We start from the raw sequence: 20,470 nt of genomic DNA, 5'->3' as shown, positions 1-20,470 counted from the left end.
GGATCGTAAATGGAGCGTTCGGTGGGGGGTGGGGGGACGCAACACCCCGGAGGTAAGAGGTTGATCGGGCCGGGAAATCCGCTCGGCGGGGGTGTTGCGTCGCCCGTTGGGACGGGATTTGGCCCGCATCGAGTCCCGGACCGATTCGGTGCCGGCTTGCGCAGTGCGTGCGAACACGGACTTCCTGGATGGGGAGCGGACGTGAGCCGGCGAGCCGTGAGGCGCCTGGACCTCGGCGGGCTAGCCGGGCTCGTAGGCCCGGCGGACGAGGTGGACGAGGGCGTGGCGCAGCCGCTCTCCGCCATCCGCGTCGAGGCCGGTGCCGCCAGAGAGGGCCAAGCCTTCGACGGCCGCGATGAGGACGGAGTTGAGGGCGGGGGCGTCGACGCCCTCGGGCGGGGCGAGGTCGCCCCGGGCCTGGCGCATCCAGTCCTGCATGGCGCGCCCCCTTGCCGCCTGGAACCGCAGGGCGGAGGGCGAGCCGCCCGCCAGCTCGGCGGCGCGGAGGAGGCGGAAGCGGGGGTCGGACCGCTGATGCGCGAGCAGGGCGAGCGCCAAACGCTCGATCATCTCGGCATAGGTGGCGGCGGGGGGATCGAGGGCCGGAGCGAGGGCGGCCACGAGATCCTCGGCCACGCGGGCCCCCATGGCGTCGAGGAGGCCGTCGAGGCCGTCGAAGTAGCGGTAGATCAGCTTCTTGTCGCAGCCGGCGGCGCGGGCCACGGCGTTGATGCCGAAGCCGGCGAATCCCTCCCCAGCTAGGGTCGCGAAGGCGGCGTCGAGGAGGCGCGCGGTGGTGGCCTGGCGGTCGCGGGTCATCGGCTCTCTCTATGTCACCGTTCGGTGACTTTCTCGTTGACGCGAATCGGTCTCCCCTGTATGTCACCGACCAGTGACAAACTGAACCCCCGGAGACCCCGACATGGCTGCCCAGACCCCCTCCCGCGTCGTCGGCGCGGGCTCGATCCTTCTCGCCCTCGGCCTGAACGTCCCCTATGCGCTGCTGGCGGTGCGGTTCGACTATCCGGCGATCCTGCGCGAACCGCCGGAGCAGATCCTGGCCGCCTTCGCGGCGGGGGGCGCGTCGCTCGTGCTGACCTGGTATGCCTTTGCCCTGGCGGCGATCCTGTTCGTGCCGGTGGGGCTCGGGCTGGCGCTGGGTGGCGGGCGGGTGACGCGAGTCCCGGCGCTGGCTGTCGCGGCGGCGATCCTGGCGGCGCTCGCGGGGCTCACGCAGGCCATGGGGCTCCTGCGGTGGACGATGGTCGTGCCGGTGCTGGCGGCCACGCCGGGTTCGGAGGGGGAGTTCGCGCTGATCCATGCCTTTGCGGGCACGGCGGTGGGCGAGCACCTGGGGATGCTGCTGACCGCGGCCTTCCTGGGGACGGTGGCGGCGATCCAGGTGGCGGAAGGGTCGAGGTGGCTGGCCAGCCTGGGCGCCGTCGCGGCGGTGGCGGTGGGGCTGGGGGCGATGGAGGGTGTCGCGATGGCGGTGGGCGCGGACGGATCGGCCTTTGGGCTGGCGGCGATCGCGGGCTACCTGCTGCTGTCGCTTTGGCTGGTCGGGTCGGGCGTGGTCCTGCTGCGCGGCGGGGCGGTCCGGGTGGCGCGGCTGGCCTGACGGCGGGAACGGAAAAGGCCGCGCCCTGTCGGACGCGGCCCTGCGATTCGGGTCGGGCGCTAGATCAGGCCGCAGCCCGGCCCAGCAGCACGTCGTCGATCTCCTTGGCGGCGGCGACCTCGTCGCGGCCGCCGACGGCGGCGATCTCGCGGGTCAGGCGCTCGCGGGCGGCCTCGTAGAGCTGACGCTCGCTGTAGCTCTGCTCGCGCTGGTCGTCGGCGCGGTGGAGGTCGCGGACCACTTCGGCGATGGCGATCAGGTCGCCCGAGTTGATCTTCTGCTCATACTCCTGGGCGCGGCGGGACCACATGGCCTTCTTGACCTTGGCCTTGCCCTTGAGCGTCTTGAGCGCGTGCGACACCACGTCGGGCGAGGAGAGGGCGCGCAGCCCGGCCTCGGTCGCCTTGTTGGTGGGAACGCGGAGCGTCATCTTGTCCTTCTCGAAGGAGATGACGAAGAGCTCGAGCTTGAAACCCGCGACCTCCTGCTCCTCGATCGAGATGATCTTGCCCACCCCGTGGGCGGGGTAGACGACGAAGTCGTCGGGGCGGAACTCGCTCTTCCTGGTCTTGGTCATGGGTATCCTTCCGAATCGTGGAGCTCGGGCCGTGAGGGGCAGGACCGGGGGCAACACAAAACCTGACGGAAACAGGTTCCCGTCAGGTGATAACTCGTGGAGGTCGGTTCAAGTTCTGTCGGGCCTCATATGCCCGTTTCCATAGCACAATTTTGCGAGCCACGAAAGCCCGCCCCCTGGGACACTATGTCCCACCGGTGATGTTCCGCCGGGTCGTCCCTCAACTGCCCTCGCCGGGCGCCTCGCTGAACATGGCCATCTTGCCGGGCTTGCCGTCCATCTCCTGGGCGCCGGGGAGCATGTCCTTCTTCTGGGTGATGACGGGCCAGCGCTCGGCGTATTTGCGGTTGAACTCCACCCACTTGGCCATGTCGGGCTCGGTGTCGGGGCGGATGGCGTCGGCGGGGCATTCGGGCTCGCAGACGCCGCAGTCGATGCATTCGTCGGGGTGGATCACCAGGAAGTTCTCGCCCTCGTAGAAGCAGTCGACGGGGCAGACCTCCACGCAGTCGGTGTATTTGCAGGCGATGCAGTTCTCGGTGACGACGTAGGTCATGGGGGTGGGTCTCCTGGTCGGGCGTGACCTACCCCCCCACGCCGGATCATTCAAGCGGAGGGGGCGCGGAGTCCGAGGAGGGCTGGGGAGCCTGCGGCGCGAGATCCTCGTAGAGCGCCTGCGCCTCCGGGGCGGGCCCGCGACGCTCGCCCACGTCGAGGATGCGGACCACGCGGACGCGGCCGTGGAGCGCGAAGGTCAGGACGTCGCCGGGGCCCACGGCGCGGGCGGGCTTGTCGGTGGGCTGGCCGTTCACGCGGACCTTGCCCTCCCCGATCAGGTCGGCGGCGAGGCCCCTGGATTTCAGGAACCTCGCCTGGAAGAGCCACTTGTCGAGGCGGATCGTCTCGCGGGGGGCCTCCCCCGTCCCGTCCGGCCGACCGTTGGTCACTTGGTCTTGAACCCGGCCAGGGCGGCGGCGAAGGGGTTGTCGGGGTCGATGCGCTTGCCCCTCGGCTCCTCGCGCGGGGGATGGGCCTCGAAGCTGCGGCCCCGGTCGCCCTTGTCGAAGCGGTCGGGACGCGGGCCGCCCTTCTCGGGACGGTCGCCGCGCGGCTTGCCCTTGCCTTGGGGCGGGCGGCCCTCGCGACGGGCGGGCTGGCCTTCGGCGCCTTCCGTCCGCTCGGGGCGCGGGCCCCGACGGTCGCCCTGAGGACGCTCGCCCTGCGGACGGTCGGCCCGCGCGGGCTGGCCGTCGCGGCGGGGCTGACCCTCGCGGCGCGGGGGACGGCCCTCGGAGCGGGCGCGCTCGGGCTGCTGCGGGCGGCGCTGGGCGCGGCCGCCCCAGGTGAAGGTGTAGAAGGACTCCATCTCCACCGGCTGAGCGGAGGCCTCGGCGGCCTGGGCCGTCATGTCCGGGGCCGTCATGTCCGGGGCCGGCGCATCGGCGGCCTCGGCCGAGGCGTAGGGGCTGCCCGGCACCTCCATCGGCGTGTTGATCGGCATCTCGGCCGGCGTGATGTCGGGGAGCTCCGAGGGGGTGATGATCGGCATCTCGGCGGGCTCGGAGCCCGGAAGCTCGGTCGGCGGCTGCGGGGCCTCCTCCGGGGGCTCCTCGACGGGAAGCTCCTGCGGCGGGAGGTCGGGCTCGGGGGGCTGCTCGGGCGTCTCCGGGACGTCGGGCGCGGGCGGGACCTCCTCGGGCTGGCCGGGCGGGGTCTCGGGCGTGGGGCTCGGGTCCTCGGAGGGCGTCTGCGGCGGCGTGGTGTCGGGGCCGGGCGGGGGCTCCTCCACGGGCATCGGCACGTCGGGCTCGCCGGCGGTCACCGGCGGCGGGGCCATGATGGCAGGCTCCTGCGGCATGTCGGAGGGGACGGGGGCGGGCTCGGTGGCCGGGACCAGGCTCGGCGCGAGGGTCTCGGCCTCGCGCGGGGTCTCGTCGGGGATCGGGCCGGGCTGCTGCGTGGCGGGCTTGGGCGCGCGGACCTTGGGACGCTCGGCCTTCTCGGCGCGGTAGCCCAGGCCCTCCATCAGGTGGGCGAAGGCCTCGAGCGAGAGGCCGGTGATGGAGAGCATCTCGGGCGCGGCCTCGAAGCCCTTGCGGGAGTCCTTGTCGCGCAGCATGTCGGCCAGCCGTTCCAGCATGTCGATGCGGATGGCGCGGTCGCCGGCGGCGCGGTAGCCGGCCATGGCCCAGAAGCCCTGCGGCAGACCCTGCGGCGCGGGCACGGTGACGTGGCCGGCGGGCGGGGCGGAGGGGAACTCGTCGAGGCCCTTCCAGAGCGACCAGAGCACGAGGCGCAGGCGCGTCGGCGCGGGCTTGAGGAGCGCGGGCAGGAAGACCGTAAACTGGCCGATGCGGACGCCGTGCTTGCGCAGCGCCGAACGGGCCTCGGGGTCGAGCTGCTTGACCTCCTCGGCGATCTCGCCGCGCGGGATGATGCCGAGATGCTCGTTCAGACGGAAGGCGAAGCCCTTGGCGAGCCCGGTGAGGGCCTCGTCGCGGCCCATGGTCAGCAGGGGCTCCATGGCGGCGGCGATCTTGCGGTCGATGAAGTGCTGGAGGCGGCGCTGGACCTTCTGCGCGACCTCGGGGCCCGCTTCCTCGTCCACGAAGGCCACGACCTCGGGCTTCAGCGCTTCGGAGCCCTTCGCCAGACGCCCGACGGCGTGCTCGCCCCACATGAGGCCGCCCTGCTCGGTGAAGTCGATCTCGGTGTCGGGGGCGTTGTAGAAGCGGTCGGCGCGCAGATGGAACTGGGGCGCGAGCGCCTGGGCCGCCGCCTGGCGCAGCGTTCGGGCCTCGTCGGGGTTGTCGGCGCGCTCCGCGCGGAAGCGGAAGCCCTCCAGCCGTCCCACCGCGTGACCTTCCACGGTCACGGCGCCCTTGTCGTCCACTTCGGCCACGAGGACCTCCCTTTGCCTGAGCCGCCGGGCGAGGGTGCTCGTCCGCCGGTCCACGAAACGTTCCGTCAGCGCCTGGTGCAGGGCGTCCGACAGGCGGTCTTCTACAGCGCGGGTCTCGTCGCGCCAATAACCCTCGTCACCCACCCAGCCCTTGCGCTGGGCCACATAGGTCCAGGTGCGGATGTAGGCGAGCCGCTTGGACAGCGTGTCGATGTCGCCGTCCACGCGGTCGAGCCGGCGCACCGCCTCGCCCAGCCATTCGGCGGGGACGCGGCCCTTCTCGTGCAGGAAGTTGTAGATCTCGGCCAGGAGCGCCGCGTGCTCGCCCTTGGAGATGCCCCGGAAATCGGGGATGCGGCAGACGTCCCAGAGGAGCTTGACGCTGGGCCCGTCGGTGGCGCGGGCCATGACCTCGGCGTCGGCGGAGAGAGAGCGGAGCGCGCCCAGGTCGTCGGATTCGCGCACGCGGCCGAGCCAGGGGTTGTCGGTGCGCTCCTCCAGGGTCTGGATCAGGCGCTTCACGCTGCCGAACTGCAGGCGGGAGTTGCGCCACATCAGGCGGGTGACGGGGCGGAACTGGTGCTCCTCGATGGACTCCACCACCTCGGGGTCGAGGTCGTGGGCCTCGCCGGTGACGCCGAAGGTGCCGTTCTGGGTGTGGCGCCCGGCGCGGCCGGCGATCTGGGCGAGCTCGTCGGGCTGGAGCTCTCGCATCCGGTGGCCGTCGAACTTGGTGAGGCCCGAGAAGGCGACGTGGTCGATGTCGAGGTTGAGGCCCATGCCGATGGCGTCGGTGGCGACCAGGAAGTCCACGTCGCCGTTCTGGTAGAGCTCCACCTGCGCGTTGCGCGTTCTCGGGGACAGCGCGCCCATGACCACGGCCGCGCCGCCGCGCGTGCGGCGGATGAACTCGGCGATGGCGTAGACGTTCTCGACCGAGAAGCCGACGATGGCGGCGCGCTCGGGCATCCGGCTGATCTTGCGGGGGCCGGTGTAGGTGAGCGTGGAGAACCGCTCGCGCTTCAGGAACTGGACGTTCGGCACGAGGCCGGCGATGGCGCCGCGCATCGTCTCGGAGCCGAGGAACAGCGTCTCGTGCAACCCACGGGCGTGGAGGAGCCGGTCGGTGAAGACGTGGCCGCGCTCGGGGTCGGCGCAGAGCTGGATCTCGTCCACGGCGAGGAAGTCGGCGCCCATGCCGTCGGGCATGGCCTCGACGGTGCAGACCCAATAGGCGGCGCGGTCGGGGACGATCCGCTCCTCGCCCGTCACGAGGGCCACCACCGAGGGGCCGCGCAGCTTGACGATGCGGTCGTAGACCTCGCGCGCGAGGAGGCGCAGCGGCAACCCGATGATGCCGGTGCGGTGGGCGAGCATCCGCTCGATGGCGTAGTGGGTCTTGCCGGTGTTGGTCGGGCCGAGGACGGCCGTGACGCGGGAAGGGGTCATGCGGGGTCCCGGCCAGGGCGGGGTCTAGAGCGTCTGGCCCTGGAGTTGCGTTTCGAGGCGGGTCACGGCGGCCAAAGCCTCGGGGTTCTGGGGATGCATGTCGTGCACCCGGTGCCACACTTCAAGGGCGTCCTCCTCCAGCCCCACCTCCTCGAGGACGGCGGCGAAGCCCATCAGCGCCTCCCACTGGTTGGGGTTCAGGACCAGCGCCTCCCGCAGGTCGTCGATGGCGGGACCGACCGCGTTGGTCATGTAGTAGGCCTGGGCGCGGCCGACATAGGCCTCGGCGAAGTCCGGGTCCCAGTCGAGGGCGGCGGTGAAGTGCTCCACGGCCTCCTCGGGCTTGCCGGCCTGGAGCGCGTCCTGGCCGCGCCTGTAGAGGAGGTCGATGGCGGCCGAGCCGCTGCGGGACCAGAGGGTCCTGAGCTCCCCCTCGATCATTGAGGCGGCGTGCGGGTCCTGGGCCTCGGAGAGCTGCTGGAGGAGGTCGGCCTCGCGCTCCCGGTCGGTCTGCTGCTGGGCGGCGAGGGGGGACGCAAGCCAGAGGGCAGCGAGAAGTGCCGTCACGGCAGATTTGATGCGGAGGGGGCGCGGTCCCATAGTGCTGATGTAGCGCGCCGGAGGGAACAAGTTCCAGAGGCCGGGCATCACATATGGGACATGAGGGAAAGGGGCCGCGATGAGCGCCATGCTGGACCAGGCCGTGACGGAGCTGAACCGGAAGCTCCAAGGCCGGAGCTACGAGGGAACGGCCATGTTCGTGCTGACCGGGGAGGGGAGCATCTTCCTCGACCAGGGGGAGGCGCGGGTCGGCGAGGGGCCGGCCGAGGTGACGCTGACGGCGACGCCCGACACCTTCCGGGGGCTGCTGGAGGGCGACATCAACGCCGCCTCGGCCTTCATGTCCGGGAAGCTCGCCGTCGACGGCGACATGGGGGCGGCCATGCGGCTCGCCTCGGCCCTTGCTTGACGGGCTGACCGAGACCCGGGCGCCGTTCCACCGGCGGCTCGCGCAGGGGCCGGCGGAGGCGGAGGCGCGCTGGGTGATGCTGCCGGACGGGGTGCGGCTGCGCGCGGTGCATTGGGCACGCGATGCGCCGATGGGGACGGTGCTCGTGTTCACGGGCCGCACCGAATACGCCGAGAAATATGGGCGCGTGGCGGGGGACCTGCGGTCGCGGGGCTATGCGACGCTCACGGTCGACTGGCGGGGGCAGGGGCTCTCGGACCGGCTGCGGGGGGACCGCAGCCTCGGCCATGTGGGCAAGTGGTCGGACTACCAGCGCGACGTGGCGGCGATGGTCGCGCATGGGCGGGAGCTGGGGCTGCCCGAGCCGTGGTTCATGCTCGCCCATTCGATGGGGGGGGCGATCGGGCTGCGGGCGCTGATCGAGGGGCTGCCGGTGAGGGCCGCCGTGTTCTCGGCGCCGATGTGGGGCTTCGCGATGACGGCGGCGCTGAAGCCGGTCGCCTGGTCGGTCAGCTCCATGAGCCGGGCCTTCGCGCTGAGCCACCTGCTGATGCCGGGGGCGGAGCCCTTCAACTACGTGCTCTGCTGCGACTTCGCGGACAACCTCCTCACCTCGGACCGCGAGACCTGGGAGTGGCTGCGGTCCCACATGACGGCCGAGCCGGACCTGGGGGTCGGGGCGCCGTCGCTCCACTGGCTGAACGAGGCGCTGCGGGAGATGCGGCGGCTGATGTGGGCGCCCGCGCCCAAGGTGCCGGCGCTGGGCCTTGTCGGGAGCGAGGAGGCCGTCGTGGACCCGGCGCGGATCGGGCGGCGGCTCGACGACTGGCCGGGGGCGAGGCTCGTGACGCTGCAGGGGGCGCGGCACGAGGTGCTCATGGAGCGGCCCGTCATCCGGGGGCGGGCGCTGGCGGAGGTCGTGGCTCTCTTCGAGGGGGCCCGGAAAGGCTAGGACGCGCGGGGCGGACGATTCCTTGGGTCGGGAAACCCTGCCTCGCGGGGGCCGCGCGGGGTGATAGGGTGGCGTCGCTCATTCCAAGGGAGACGTTCATGTCCGCGTTCCGGTCCGCCATTTCCATCGTCGCATTGATCGCCGCCGTCCCCGCGCTCGCGCAGGATGCCCCGGTGAGGCAGGTCACGCTGTTCGAGGCGGGCCTCGCGGAGCTCACGCGCGAGACGGGGGCGGCGCGCGCCGTGACCCTTCGCGTGCCGCTGCGGGACGTGAACGACGTGCTGAAGTCGCTCCTCGTGCGCGGGACGGGGGTGACGGGGGCGAGCATGGCCCTCGATGGGGAGACGCCGGTGGAGGACGCCTTTGCGTCGCTGCCCTTCCCGCCGGCGGCGGCAACGGACCTGTCGCTGCTCCTGCGGTCTGTGCCGGGCATCCGGGTGCGGATCGCCGACCGGGGCTATCCGGACGGGCGCGAGGGGGTGGTGATGGGCGTGGCTGACGACTGCGCCACGGAGACAGGCTGCCGGACGATGCTGACGCTCGTGGGCGACGACGGGACCGTGCGGCGGATCGAGCTGACCCCCGACGTGGAGATCACAATCCTCGACGCCGAGATCGCGCAGGCGCTGGCGCGAGGGCTTTCGGCGCTGCGCGAGGCGGCGTCGGGGACGATGCGCGAGGTCGCGGTGACGCTGGACGGGCAGGAGATCGCGGACGGGGCGGTGACCTATGTGGTCGCGGCGCCGGCCTGGAAGACCTCGTACCGCGCGCTGACTGAGGCCGATGGGGCGGTGGACCTGCAGGCCTGGGCGGTGATCGAGAACGCGACAGGCGAGGACTGGGACGACGTGAGCCTCACGCTCAGCTCCGGCAGCCCCCGGACGCTGACGGCGGACCTGCATGGGCGCGACTGGCGGTATCGACCCGAGGTGCAGCCCGAGCCGGGGATGCCGATGCCGGTGACGGTCATGGAGCCCGAGGCGCCGCGCTCGATCCTCGAGGAGGCGGTGGGAGGCTTCGCGGGGGACATGGCCGCGGCGGCGCCCCCGCCTGCGCCGATCGAGGCCAGCGCCGCGACCGAGGAGGGCGTGCTCGATTCGCGCTTCCAGTTCGCGGCGCCGGTGGACCTCGCGGCGGGGGAGATGCTGTCGCTGCCGTTCCTGGCGGATTCGCTGGAGGCGAGCCACCTGTCGCTGTGGCAGGGGCAGCTTTACACGCGGACCGGGAACCCGGACATGGTGCTGGAGATCGTCAACGACCTGGGCGTGCGGCTGCCCGCCGGGATCATGACCGTCTCGGACGAGGACGGCGGCTATGTGGGCGACGCGGACTTCCCGCTGGTCGGGCCGGGGGAGCGGAAGGCCGTGCCCTACGGGACCGACCGCAAGCTGCGGGTCGAGGAGACGGTGTCGGAGACGACGCGACAGGTCTCCGTCAAGGCCGCCGAGGGCGTGCTGCGGATCACGCAGGAGCAGGTGCGGGACGTGGGCTACCTCGTGACCTCGCCCTCGGGCGAGGCGCGGGAGGTGGCGGTGGACCACCCGCAGACGCAGGGCTGGGAGACGGAGGTCGTGTCAGGTCCGCAAGGGGAGGTGCGGCAGGAGGACGACGGCTCGCGCTGGATGCGGTTCGAGATGCCGGTGGCGGCGGACGGCGCGCGGCTGGTGCTGCGCGACCGCTACCCCTTCGAGCAGGTGGTGCAGATCGGGATGCTGGACGAGGTGACGGTGCTGGGCTGGGTCGGGCAGGCGTCCGACGCGGCGAGCAAGGCCTACCTGGAGGAGGCCGCGCGGCTGATGCGCGAGGCGAGCCGGGCCGGGGACGCGCTGGCGCAGGCCGAGGCGGAGGAGCAGCGGCTGACCTCAGAGCAGGAGCGGGCGCGGCGGAACCTGGGATCGGTGGAGAACCCGTCGGAGGCCTATGACCGGTTCCTCGCGCAGCTTCTGCAACTGGAGGACCGGATCGGGACGGCGGGCGAGGCCACGGCCGCCGCGCGAACGGCGTCCGAGCAGGCGCAGGCGGCGCTGGAGGCGCATCTGGGCGGGGCGGGGTGAGCCTCTCCTGACCCGGGCGGAGTCGGGGCCCGGCTGGCGCGAGGCGTGGGCCGGGCCCTAGAGCTTGGCGAGGAACTCCAGCATGGCGGCGCGACAGTCCCGGGCGGCCTGTTCGCCATGGTCGGGGAGGGTGGGGTCGAGGAAGTAGTGGCCGACGCCGTCGTAGCGGCGGAGGTCGAGCGCGGCGCCGGGGTTCCGGGCGACCCAGTCGGCGAAGAACTCCTCCCCGTCGAAGGGGTCGGGGTGGGCGATGTGGGACTGGACCGGGAAGCCCGGGCGGAGGTCCGGGGACCAGGGCGCGGGGCCGGAGATGAGGAGCGCGCCCGGGCAGCGGGGGCGCTGGCCCCAGAGGTGGCCCACGAGGTCGCCGCCCATGGAGACGCCCGCGAGGACCGAGTCCTCGGGCGCGCTCGCCGCGAGGGCTTCGCCCCGGGCGCGGACCCTGGCGGGGCCGATCTCGCCGTGGATCGCGAAGCCCGCGTCGTAGTCCTGGGCCGTGCGGCCGTCGTAGAGGTCGGCGAGGGTCACCGTGTGGCCCGCCGCTTCCCATTCGCGGGCGAGGTCGCGCTCGATGGGGCGGAGGCCGAGGATGGAGTGGAAGAGGAGGATGTGGGCCATCCGGATGGCTCCCTGGGGGTGACGGATGGAACGTAGGGGGAACAGAAGCGAGCCGTCAACGGGGAGCTCGGTGGGGAAGGGCGGATGGGTGGCGGCCCGCCGAGGGCGTCTGGCCGGATCATGCGTAGGGCGGCTTTCAGCCCGCCAGCCACATCGGCCCCGAGGCGCACCCGTTGCCAGCGGAGCATGGCGGGCTGAAGCCCGCCCTACGCCATTTCGACTGCTTGGCGTTCCGAGTCTGGGCCGAGACTCAGGCCCCGCCGCATTCGTGCTGGGCGTCGGGCATCTCCCAGGTCGCGCCGGTGCGGAGGTTGGTCGTGGCGTAGACCTTGCCGCGGTCGTCGCCGGGCGGGCAGTTCGCGGGGATGTAGACGAGGCACATCCGCACCGGGTCGCCGGGCTGGGAGTCGATGACCTCCTGGACGCGGTCGTAGCTGACCTGGCCGAGGCCGTTCGCGTAGGCGATGCCGACGCCGCTCTCGAAGTCGGGGTCGTCCATCAGGCGCGGGCCGATGTCGGCGATGGTGGTCTCGGCGCAGTCGCCGAGCCGGGTGGGAAGGGATTCCTGCGCGAGCGCGTGACTCGCGGCGAGGAGAGCGGCGGCGCCGGCGAAGGCGCGGAGGTAATGAAGGAACGGCAATCTGGACTCCTTGAAACGGCCCCCTCGGGGCTGTCGGAGTCGTAGGCCGGGCGCGGATGCCGGGAAAGTCAGGCTCCCCTGACCTCAGCAGTTCGGGACGTTGACCGCGAGGCCGCCGAGGCTCGTCTCCTTGTACTTGGTGTGCATGTCCTCGCCGGTCTGGCGCATGGTCTCGATGGCGGCATCCAGCGGGACGAAGTGGGTGCCGTCGCCGCGCAGGGAGAGGGAGGCCGCCGAGACGGCCTTGATGCAGCCGAGGCCGTTGCGCTCGATGCAGGGGACCTGGACGAGGCCCTTCACGGGGTCGCAGGTCATGCCGAGGTGGTGCTCGAGGGCGATCTCGGCGGCGTTCTCGACCTGCATGGGGGTGCCGCCCATCACCGCGCAGAGCCCGGCGGCGGCCATGGCGGAGGCGGAGCCGACCTCAGCCTGGCAGCCGGCCTCGGCCCCGGAGATCGAGGCGTTGTACTTGATGAGCCCGCCGATGGCGGCGGCGGTCAGCAGGAATTCGGGGATCAGGCGCGGAGTCGCGCCGGGGACGTGGTCGAGCCAGTAGCGGATCACCGCCGGCAGCACGCCGGCCGCGCCGTTGGTCGGGGCGGTGACGACCTGCCCGCCGGCGGCGTTCTCCTCGTTCACCGCCATGGCGTAGGCGGACATCCAGTCGTTGATCGTGTGGGGCGGGTTGATGTTGAGGCCGCGCTCGGCCAGCAGGGCCTGGTGGATGCCCCGGGCGCGGCGCCGGACCTTGAGGCCGCCGGGGAGGATGCCCTCGCCGGCGAGGCCACGGTCGATGCAGGCGTTCATCACCTCCCAGATGCGGGCGATGCCGCGGTCGAGGTCCTGCGCGCTGCGGCGGGTGAGTTCGTTCCTCCGCTTCATCTCGGCGATGGAGAGGCCGGAGTCGCGGGCCATGCGCAGCATCGCCTCGGCGGTGTCGAAGGGGTAGGGGACCGGCGCGCCGTCGTCCTTGGCCTTGCCGCCGGCCAGCTCGTCCGCCGTGAGGACGAAGCCGCCGCCGATGGAGTAGTAGGTCTCCTCGACGATCACGTCGCCCTGCGCGTCGGTGGCCTTGAGGATCATGCCGTTGGCATGGCCGGGGAGCGCGGGGCCGTAGTCGAAGCGGAGGTCGGTCGCGGGGTCGAAGCGGAGGGGCGGCAGGCCCTCGGGGTGGACCTCGTGGGTCTCCTTGATCCGCGCCAGCGTGGCCTCGGCCTTCTCGGCGTCGTAGTCGGCGGGGGTGAAGCCCGCGAGGCCGAGGATCGTGGCGCGGTCGGTGGCGTGGCCCACGCCGGTGAAGGCGAGGCTCCCATGAAGCGAGGCCCTGAGGCCCGCGACCTCGAAGGGCTGCGCGCGCAGGAGGTCGAGGAAGCGAGCGCTAGCGACCATCGGGCCCATCGTGTGCGAGGACGAGGGGCCGATGCCGACCTTGAACATATCGAAGACGGACAGGAACATCAGAGAGGGCTCCCCTCGGGCGGGTTGGGCAGGACGGGCGCGCTGAAGGGGGTGGGGCCGAGGCCCTCCGCCCGTTGCGCCTCGGCGGTCTCGGGGCGCGTATCCATCTTTTCGGCGACGGCGTGAAGGGTGGGCCAGCGCGTGAGGTCGAACCAGGCGGTGTCGCCCTGCGGGTAGAGGGCCAGCCAGCGGAGCTGCGGGCAGAGATAGCAGTCGAGGAGGCTCGATCCCTCGGCGCCGAGCCAGGGGCGCAGGCGCGGGGCCTCGGCCTCCAGCAGGTCCAGCATGGCGATGATCCTTTCGCGCGTCCGCGCGACCAGCGGGCCGGTGTCGCCCGCGACGTGACGCTCGGGGTAGAAAATGATCCGGAGCGCCGGATGCAAGGTGTTGGCGAGCCAGAAGAGCCAGCCGAGGAAGCGGCCCCGGTCGTCGTCGTCCAGCCCCGGCGCCAGCGCGGCGCCGTGCCGGTCGGCGATCCAGAGCAGGATGGCGCCGGTCTCGAAGAGGGGGCCGTCAGGGGTCTCGAGCGCCGGGATCAGGCCGTTGGGGTTGAGCGCACGGTAGGCGGCGCTGTCCTGCTGGCGCGATCGGCGGTCCACGAGCGCCGTCTCGAACGGGGCGCCCGCGCGGAGGAGGGCGAGGCGCACGCAGAGCGAGGCGTTGTCGGGGGCGTAGTGGAGTCGGTAGGGGGTCATGGTCCCCCGACATCGCCCAAGGGCGCGCGGCCTGCCTGCATGAAAGCGACGTTTCGCTTGTGAAACGGCGTCAGGCCACGAAGTCCCAGAGGAGCTTCAGGTTCAGGCCGACGATCACGACCGCCACGACGACCGCCGCCGCCGCGAGCCAGCCGGGCGCCACGAGGTCGCCCATCTTGCGGCGGCTCGTGGTGAACATGACGAGGGGGACCACGGCGAAGGAGAGCTGGAGGCTCAGGACCACCTGCGTGAGGATCAGGAGCTCGGCCGTGCCGGCGTCGCCATACCAGATGGTGACGAAGGCCGCCGGGACGATGGCGATGCCCCGGGTGATGAGGCGGCGCAGCCAGGGCGGCAGGCGCATCCGGAGGAAGCCCTCCATGACCGCCTGACCGGCGAGGGTCGCGGTCACGGTGGAGTTCAGCCCGCAGCAGAGGAGCGCGACGGCGAAGAGCGTGGGCGCGATGCCGAGGCCCAGGATCGGCGCGAGGAGCTGGTGGGCGTCGCCCAGCTCGGCCACGTCGGTGCGGCCCGTGGCGTTGAAGCTCGCGGCGGCCAGGATCAGGATCGAGGCGTTGATGAGCAGCGCGAACATCAGCGCGACGGTCGAGTCGATGGTCGCGAAGCGCAGCGCCTGACGCTTCTCGGGGAGGGTCTGGCCGTAGTCGCGGGTCTGCACGATGGCCGAGTGCAGGTAGAGGTTGTGGGGCATCACCGTCGCGCCGAGGATGCCCAGCGCGAGGTACAGCATCTCGGGATTCGTGACGATGTCGGTCCGGGGCAGGAAGCCGCGGATCACGCCGCCCCAGTCGGGGTCGGCCATCACGATCTGCGCGCCGAAGCAGACGGCGATCACGCCGAGGAGGGCGATCACGAAGGCCTCGAGCCAGCGGAAGCCGGCCCGCTGGAGCAGGAGGACGAGGAACACGTCGAGCGACGTGATGACGACGCCGAACGCGAGGGGGATGCCGAAGAGGAGGTTGAGGCCGATGGCGGTGCCGATCACCTCGGCGATGTCGGTGGCGATGATGGCGAGCTCGGCCAGGAGCCAGAGCGGCAGGGCTACCCAGCGCGGGAAGGCGTCGCGGCAGGCCTGGGCGAGGTCGCGGCCCGAGGCGATGGCGAGGCGGGCGCAGAGCGACTGGAGGAGGATCGCCATGATGTTCGACACCAGCGCAACCACGAGGAGCGCGTAGCCGAAGCGCGAGCCCCCCGCGAGCGAGGTCGCCCAGTTGCCGGGGTCCATGTAGCCGACGGCGACCATGTAGCCGGGCCCGAGGAAGGCCGCCATCCGCCGCCAGGGCGGGCCGGAGATGGCGACGCTATGGTAGACCTCGGCCAGCGGCGCGTCGCCCCGGCCCTGACGCCAGTCCGGTTCCGCCCGGTCGCGGCGGAGCGGGGCGAGGGCGTCGGTCATGGGTGGCTCCAAATGAAAATGATAATCATTCGCAAGTTGTAGGTCGGGCATGGCGCTGTCAAGGTGCCCTGTGGATTTCTCGTGCCCCCTCGCCCCCGCCGGTGGCCCGGCCTATACCCCCTTGGCATCCCGATCCCGCGAGGCCCGCCCATGTCCGACCTTTCCCCCGCCGATGTGGCCAAGCGCGCCGCCGCCCTGCGCGCGGCCGAGTTCGTCGAGGACGGGATGCGCGTGGGCCTGGGCACCGGCTCGACGGCGGCCTTCCTCGTGAGGCGGCTGGGGGAGCGCGTGCGCGACGAGGGGCTGCGCCTCCGGTGCGTGCCGACCTCGGAGGCGACGGCGCGCCTCGCCGATGAAGTGGGGATCGAGGTCGTCGCGCTGGACGAGGTGGGTTGGCTCGACCTCACCATCGACGGCGCGGACGAGGCGGACGGGGAGCTGTCGCTCATCAAGGGCGGGGGCGGGGCGCTGCTGCGCGAGAAGATCGTGGCCTGCGCCTCGGACCGGGTGGTCATCATCGCGGACGGGGCCAAGGACGTGGCGGCCCTCGGGGCCTTTCCGCTGCCGGTGGAGGTCATCCCCTTCGGCTGGCAGGCGACGAAGCGGCTGATCGAGGAGATGTTGGTGGGCCTCGACGTCGGTGGGCGCGAGGTCGTGCTGCGGGAGCGGGGCGGGGCGCCCTTCGTCACGGACGAGGGGAACCGCATCCTCGACCTGCGGCTCCAGCGGATCGGGGACGCGCGGGGGCTGGCGCTGCGGCTGAACCAGATCCCGGGGGTGGTGGAGAACGGGCTCTTCATCGACATCGCCGACACGCTGGTCCTCGGGTTCGAGGACGGGCGCGTGGAGGTGCGGGACCTTTCGGGCGCGCAGGGAACGGTGCCGTTCCGGGACGCGGACAACGTCTTCAGCGATCTGGCGGACTGACATGGCCTTCGACTACGACCTCTTCGTGATCGGCGGCGGCTCGGGCGGGGTCCGGGCGGCGCGCATGGCGGCCTCGCACGGGGCCAGGGTGGCGCTGGCGGAGGAGTCCCGCATGGGCGGGACCTGCGTGATCCGGGGCTGCGTGCCGAAGAAGCTCATGGTCTTCGCCTCGCAGTTCAGCGAGGTCGCGGAGGTGGCGCCGCGCTACGGCTGGAGCTTCGGCGAGGGGCGGTTCGACTGGACCGCCTTCCGGGGGCACCTGCACAAGGAGCTGGACCGGCTGGAGGGGGTCTATCGACGGATGCTCGACGGGTCGAAGGTGAAGGTCCACGACGCGCGGGCCACCATCGAGGACCCGCACACGGTGCGGCTCTCGACGGGCGAGACGGTCACGGCGGCGCATCTCCTCGTGGCGACGGGGGGCGGCCGGTGCGGCCCGACATCCCGTGCGCGGAGATGGGGATGGTCTCGGACGACGTGTTCCTGATGGAGGAGCTGCCGAAGTCCATCCTGATCGTCGGCGGCGGCTACATCGCCTGCGAGATGGCCTGCATCCTGAACGGGCTGGGCGTCGAGGTCACGCAGATCTACCGAGGCGCGCAGATCCTGCGCGGCTTCGACGAGGAGGCGCGGGGGCTGGTGGCCGAGTCGATCCGCAACCGGGGGATCGACCTGCACCTGGGCGTGGACATCCAGATGATGGGCGCGCCGGAGGAGGAGTTCGACCTGCCCGCCGGGGAGGTGCTCGTGGCGCCCCCCAGGCACGAGGCGGGCGGGCCGGTGAAGGTCAAGACCACGATGGGCGTGGAGAAGGTCCACGACGCGGTGCTGTTCGCCACGGGGCGGGCGCCGAACACCAAGGGGCTGGGGCTGGAGGCGCTGGGCATCGAGCTCGGGCGCGACGGGCACGTCCCGGTGGACCAGTATTCGCAGACGAAGGTGCCCTCGGTCTACGCCATCGGGGACGTGACGGGGCGGGCGCAGCTCACGCCCGTGGCGATCCGGGACGCGATGGCCTTCGCGCGCACCGTGTTCGAGGGGGTGCCGACCCCCGTCGACCATGAGCTGATCCCCTCGGCGATCTTCACGCAGCCGGAATACGGGGCGATCGGCCTGACCGAGGAGCAGGCGCGGCAGAAGGAGCCGATCGAGGTCTACGCCACGGCGTTCCGGCCGATGCGCACGGCCTTCGCCGAAAGGCCGGACCGGGTGCTGATGAAGCTGATCGTGAGCCAGGCGACGCGCAGGGTCCTCGGCTGCCATATCGTCGCGCCCGAGGCGGGGGAGATGATCCAGCTCGCCGGGGTCGCCGTGAAGATGGGGGCGACCAAGGAGGACTTCGACCGCGTGGTGGCGGTGCATCCCACGATGGCCGAGGAGATCGTCACCCTTCGCCAGCCGGTGCGCCGGTCGGATTGAGGCTCAGACGAGGAAGTCGTCCCGGTCCCAAGTGGGCCTGACCTCGATGTCGGCGGCGGAGAGGGCAGTGCCGGGGTCGAGCTGCGCGAGGAGCTGTCGCACCGCCGCGCCCGAGCCGTCCGCGTCGATCCAGAGCTTGCCCGAGGCGCGGTCGTAGAGAAGGCGGTCGCTGGAATCCACCTTGCCGACGCTCAGGTCCTTGAAGGCGGCGCTGGCGAGCGGGCCGTTCGCGAGGCCGGGCACCAACCCCTGCGCGAGCCAGACCTGGTCGTCGGCGGCGAGGAAGTCCTCGACCCGGTCGCCGGCGGCGTCGGTGAAGTAGAAGCTGTCCCGCCCCGCGCCGCCGTAGATGGTGTCGAGGCCCGCGTCCCCGCCCAGGAGGTCGTTGCCCGCGCCGCCCCGGACCTCGTCGTTGCCCCAGTCGCCCCAGAGCCGGTCGGCCCCGCCCTCGCCCTTCAGGATGTCCTCGTGCCAGCTTCCCGAGAAGCTCTCGGCCGCGTCGGAGCCGCGCAGGGCGTTCCGGCTCTCGTAGCTGCCCTCGACGATCTCGATGCCCGAAACCGTGTCGCTGCCGTAACCGGTCATCGCGTGGGCCGTGAGGTCGAGCGTGACGAGAGGGACCGAGAGGTCGTCGAGGATGGTGAGCGTGTCGCGGCCGGCGCCGCCCAGGTAGGTGTCGTTCCCGGCTTCGGAGAAGAACCGGTCCGCGCCCGCGCCGCCGTCGAGGCGGTCGTTGCCGGACTGGCCCCACTCGTCGCCGCGCAGCATGTCCGAGCCGTCGCCGCCGCGGAGGTCGTCGTCGCCCGCGTCGCCGAAGAGCCAGTCGCTGCCGAGGCCTCCGCTCAGCGTGTCGTTGCCCGTGGGCGCGTCGGAGAGGACGTGCTTGGTATCGTCGCCGTGGAGCCAGTCGTCCCCCGCGCCGCCCCATAGGACATCGTGGCCGCCCGCGCCGCTCAGATGGTCGGCCCATTGGGTGCCGGTCAGGCTGTCGGTGCCGCGCGCGCCCTCGAACGTGACGCCGCCGTCGATCGTGGCGCCGGGGCTCGTGACCTTGGCGGCCGAGTAGGTGATGTCCCAATGGGCCACGAGCGCGTCGAGCGCCTCGGGCGAGTTGCGGGCGGCCCGGAGGCCCGCCACGTCGAGCGCGAGGCCGCCGGGCACCGCGTTCGCGAGGCTCGCGAGGGCGATGCCCTGCGGCGAGAGGATCGTGATGGCCGTGATCGTGCCGCCCCTGAGCTGGCCGTTCACGTCGTAGGTCAGGTTCTGGCCGGCGACGAAGACGTCGAAGCGGTTGTCCCACGGGTCGTCGATGGTGGCGGCGACGGCGGTGGAGCCGGGCCAGGCGAAGCCGGTGGCGACCTTGCCCAGAAGGGCGCCGCTGCGGGCGTCGGTGGGCGTGAGGATGTCGAGGTTGGGAACGAGCTGCTCGATGAGGACGGGGATCATAATGCGCTCCGGGAGAATATGGGGCGTCATCGCCTTGCGGGGCGGGGTCCGGCAAGTCCGGGAAACCCGTCCTTCCGAGGGGGGACGGGCGAAACCTTATGGGCTTGTCTTTTGCGCGCGGGATGACCAGCTAAGGGGCGACAGGATCGAGGGGATCAGGCGCAATGGCGAATGGAGGCCCGTGGGGCGGCGGAGGCAACCGCGGCGGCAACGGGGGCGGCGGCGACGACCGGCGACCCGAGGACAGGCGCCCGCCGCGCCGGCCCGGAGAGGGACCCCAGATCCCCGAGATCGACCGCATCGTGAGCCGTGGCCGCGAGCAGCTCCGGGTCCTGATGGGCGGGCGCAACGGGGCGCCGCCTCCGGGGCGCGGCGACGGGCCGCGCATGACGCGCGGGACCCTGGGGCTGATCGGGCTGGGCGCGGTGGCGCTCTGGCTCTTCGTCTCGGTCTACCAGGTGGACCAGTCCGAGCAGTCGGTCGAGCTGTTCCTTGGGAGCTACTCCAACACCGCCGGGCCGGGCCTCAACTTCGCGCCCTGGCCCTTCGTGACCTACGACGTCGTCAACACCACTACCGAGCGCAACGAGGCCATCGGCGCCTCGGCGGCCGGCGCGGCGGCCGAGGACGACGCGGGGCTGATGCTGACGACCGACGCCAACATCGTGAACATCGGCTTCCAGGTCGTCTGGAACGTCAGCGACCCGGCGAAGCTCCTGTTCAACATCTCGGACCCCGAGCTGACGGTGCGCGCCGTCTCGGAGTCGGTGATGCGCGAGATCATCGCCGCCTCGAACCTGTCGCCGATCCTGAACCGCGACCGGGGCATCATCGCCGACACCGCCCGGGACCGCATCCAGACGACGCTCGACGCCTATGATTCGGGCATCAACATCGTCCGCGTGAACCTCGCGCAGGCCGAGCCGCCGGCGGAGGTCGTGGACGCCTTCCGCGCCGTGCAGGCGGCCGAGCAGCAGCGCGACACGCTCGAGCGGCAGGCGGACGCCTACGCCAACCGGGTGCTCGCCGAATCGCGCGGGCAGGCCGCGCAGATCCTCGAGGGGGCCGAGGCCTACCGCGCCCAGACCGTCAACGACGCCGAGGGCCAGGCCTCGCGCTTCTCGGCGGTGCTCGACGCCTATCGCAGCGCCGAGGACGTGACGCGCGAGCGCATCTATCTCGAGACCATGGAGAGGGTGCTGGGCGACGTGGACAAGATCGTGCTCGACCCCACCGTCGCCGGGGGCGAGGGCGGGCAGGGCGTCGTGCCCTTCCTCCCGCTCGACCAGTTGATGAGGGGCCCCGCGGCCCCGGCCGGCAACGCC

The 20,470-nt window shown here is 72.1% G+C and carries 18 protein-coding genes and 1 pseudogene; 7 read left to right on the top strand and 12 right to left on the bottom strand.

Going from position 1 to position 20,470, the window contains the following annotated elements; translation table 11 throughout:
* Positions 1-240: 240 nt before the first annotated feature.
* Complete coding sequence (locus tag RUMESO_RS20035; protein ID WP_051521536.1) at positions 241-819, bottom strand: TetR/AcrR family transcriptional regulator; 579 nt, start codon at positions 817-819, stop codon at positions 241-243.
* Positions 820-922: 103 nt separating this feature from the next.
* Between RUMESO_RS20035 and RUMESO_RS20030 the strand changes: the two genes are divergently transcribed.
* Positions 923-1,621 (top strand): DUF4386 family protein, encoded by a 699-nt coding sequence (locus RUMESO_RS20030; RefSeq protein ID WP_051521535.1) that lies wholly within the window; start codon positions 923-925, stop codon positions 1,619-1,621.
* A 64-nt stretch (positions 1,622-1,685) separates the two neighbouring features.
* Here RUMESO_RS20030 and RUMESO_RS20025 read toward each other — a convergent pair whose 3' ends face one another.
* The 5 genes from RUMESO_RS20025 to RUMESO_RS20005 all read right to left on the bottom strand — a co-directional run bounded on the left by RUMESO_RS20025 (position 1,686) and on the right by RUMESO_RS20005 (position 7,116).
* The gene (locus RUMESO_RS20025) at positions 1,686-2,198 is read right to left on the bottom strand and encodes a CarD family transcriptional regulator (protein ID WP_037282911.1); all 513 of its coding nucleotides are present in this window, start codon (positions 2,196-2,198) and stop codon (positions 1,686-1,688) included.
* A 220-nt stretch (positions 2,199-2,418) separates the two neighbouring features.
* Positions 2,419-2,754, bottom strand: a complete 336-nt coding sequence (gene fdxA, locus RUMESO_RS20020) for a ferredoxin FdxA (RefSeq protein WP_037282910.1) — start codon at positions 2,752-2,754, stop codon at positions 2,419-2,421.
* Between the two features lie 46 nt (positions 2,755-2,800).
* The gene (locus RUMESO_RS20015; RefSeq protein ID WP_051521534.1) at positions 2,801-3,145 is read right to left on the bottom strand and encodes an RNA-binding S4 domain-containing protein; all 345 of its coding nucleotides are present in this window, start codon (positions 3,143-3,145) and stop codon (positions 2,801-2,803) included.
* A complete protein-coding gene (locus RUMESO_RS20010; RefSeq protein WP_037282908.1) occupies positions 3,142-6,549 on the bottom strand; it encodes a helicase-related protein in 3,408 nt (1,135 codons plus the stop codon). Before RUMESO_RS20010 ends, RUMESO_RS20015 begins: the two co-directional genes overlap by 4 nt.
* Before the next feature lie 24 nt (positions 6,550-6,573).
* Positions 6,574-7,116 (bottom strand): tetratricopeptide repeat protein, encoded by a 543-nt coding sequence (locus RUMESO_RS20005; RefSeq protein WP_245639353.1) that lies wholly within the window; start codon positions 7,114-7,116, stop codon positions 6,574-6,576.
* 112 nt (positions 7,117-7,228) lie between these two features.
* Between RUMESO_RS20005 and RUMESO_RS20000 the strand changes: the two genes are divergently transcribed.
* The 3 genes from RUMESO_RS20000 to RUMESO_RS19990 all read left to right on the top strand — a co-directional run bounded on the left by RUMESO_RS20000 (position 7,229) and on the right by RUMESO_RS19990 (position 10,525).
* On the top strand, positions 7,229-7,519 hold the full coding sequence (locus tag RUMESO_RS20000; protein WP_037282904.1) for an SCP2 sterol-binding domain-containing protein: 291 nt from the start codon (positions 7,229-7,231) through the stop codon (positions 7,517-7,519).
* Positions 7,512-8,471: an alpha/beta fold hydrolase gene (locus RUMESO_RS19995; protein WP_051521533.1), complete on the top strand. Its 960-nt coding sequence runs from the start codon at positions 7,512-7,514 to the stop codon at positions 8,469-8,471. The genes RUMESO_RS20000 and RUMESO_RS19995 overlap by 8 nt, the downstream gene beginning before the upstream one ends.
* Before the next feature lie 98 nt (positions 8,472-8,569).
* Positions 8,570-10,525, top strand: coding sequence for a DUF4139 domain-containing protein (locus RUMESO_RS19990; protein ID WP_037282902.1), 1,956 nt, complete (start codon positions 8,570-8,572; stop codon positions 10,523-10,525).
* Positions 10,526-10,582: 57 nt separating this feature from the next.
* On the opposite strand, the gene RUMESO_RS19985 is transcribed toward RUMESO_RS19990, so the two are convergent.
* The 5 genes from RUMESO_RS19985 to RUMESO_RS19965 all read right to left on the bottom strand — a co-directional run bounded on the left by RUMESO_RS19985 (position 10,583) and on the right by RUMESO_RS19965 (position 15,353).
* Complete coding sequence (locus tag RUMESO_RS19985; protein ID WP_281177589.1) at positions 10,583-11,170, bottom strand: dienelactone hydrolase family protein; 588 nt, start codon at positions 11,168-11,170, stop codon at positions 10,583-10,585.
* A gap of 223 nt (positions 11,171-11,393) precedes the next feature.
* Positions 11,394-11,783 (bottom strand): hypothetical protein, encoded by a 390-nt coding sequence (locus RUMESO_RS19980; protein WP_051521532.1) that lies wholly within the window; start codon positions 11,781-11,783, stop codon positions 11,394-11,396.
* A gap of 84 nt (positions 11,784-11,867) precedes the next feature.
* Positions 11,868-13,241 carry an L-serine ammonia-lyase gene (locus RUMESO_RS19975; protein ID WP_037282896.1) on the bottom strand — a complete coding sequence of 458 codons (1,374 nt, stop codon included), beginning with the start codon at positions 13,239-13,241 and terminating at the stop codon, positions 11,868-11,870.
* Positions 13,241-13,936, bottom strand: a complete 696-nt coding sequence (locus tag RUMESO_RS19970; protein ID WP_037282893.1) for a glutathione S-transferase family protein — start codon at positions 13,934-13,936, stop codon at positions 13,241-13,243. The genes RUMESO_RS19975 and RUMESO_RS19970 overlap by 1 nt, the downstream gene beginning before the upstream one ends.
* 70 nt (positions 13,937-14,006) lie before the next feature.
* Positions 14,007-15,353: an Nramp family divalent metal transporter gene (locus tag RUMESO_RS19965; RefSeq protein ID WP_037282891.1), complete on the bottom strand. Its 1,347-nt coding sequence runs from the start codon at positions 15,351-15,353 to the stop codon at positions 14,007-14,009.
* Positions 15,354-15,503: 150 nt separating this feature from the next.
* Between RUMESO_RS19965 and rpiA the strand changes: the two genes are divergently transcribed.
* On the top strand, positions 15,504-16,280 hold the full coding sequence (gene rpiA, locus RUMESO_RS19960; RefSeq protein ID WP_037282889.1) for a ribose-5-phosphate isomerase RpiA: 777 nt from the start codon (positions 15,504-15,506) through the stop codon (positions 16,278-16,280).
* A 1-nt stretch (position 16,281) separates the two neighbouring features.
* Positions 16,282-17,699 (top strand): annotated as a pseudogene (gene gorA, locus RUMESO_RS19955) (glutathione-disulfide reductase).
* Positions 17,700-17,702: 3 nt separating this feature from the next.
* Here gorA and RUMESO_RS19950 read toward each other — a convergent pair.
* The gene (locus RUMESO_RS19950) at positions 17,703-19,145 is read right to left on the bottom strand and encodes a calcium-binding protein (protein WP_051521531.1); all 1,443 of its coding nucleotides are present in this window, start codon (positions 19,143-19,145) and stop codon (positions 17,703-17,705) included.
* A 164-nt stretch (positions 19,146-19,309) separates the two neighbouring features.
* Here RUMESO_RS19950 and hflK point away from each other — a divergent pair.
* The coding region (gene hflK, locus RUMESO_RS19945; RefSeq protein WP_037282887.1) for an FtsH protease activity modulator HflK at positions 19,310-20,470 on the top strand (1,161 nt) is incomplete at its 3' end.

Source organism: Rubellimicrobium mesophilum DSM 19309 (assembly GCF_000600335.2).
In the GTDB taxonomy this organism is placed as follows: domain Bacteria; phylum Pseudomonadota; class Alphaproteobacteria; order Rhodobacterales; family Rhodobacteraceae; genus Rubellimicrobium; species Rubellimicrobium mesophilum.
This window is presented reverse-complemented; position numbering and strand designations above follow the sequence as displayed.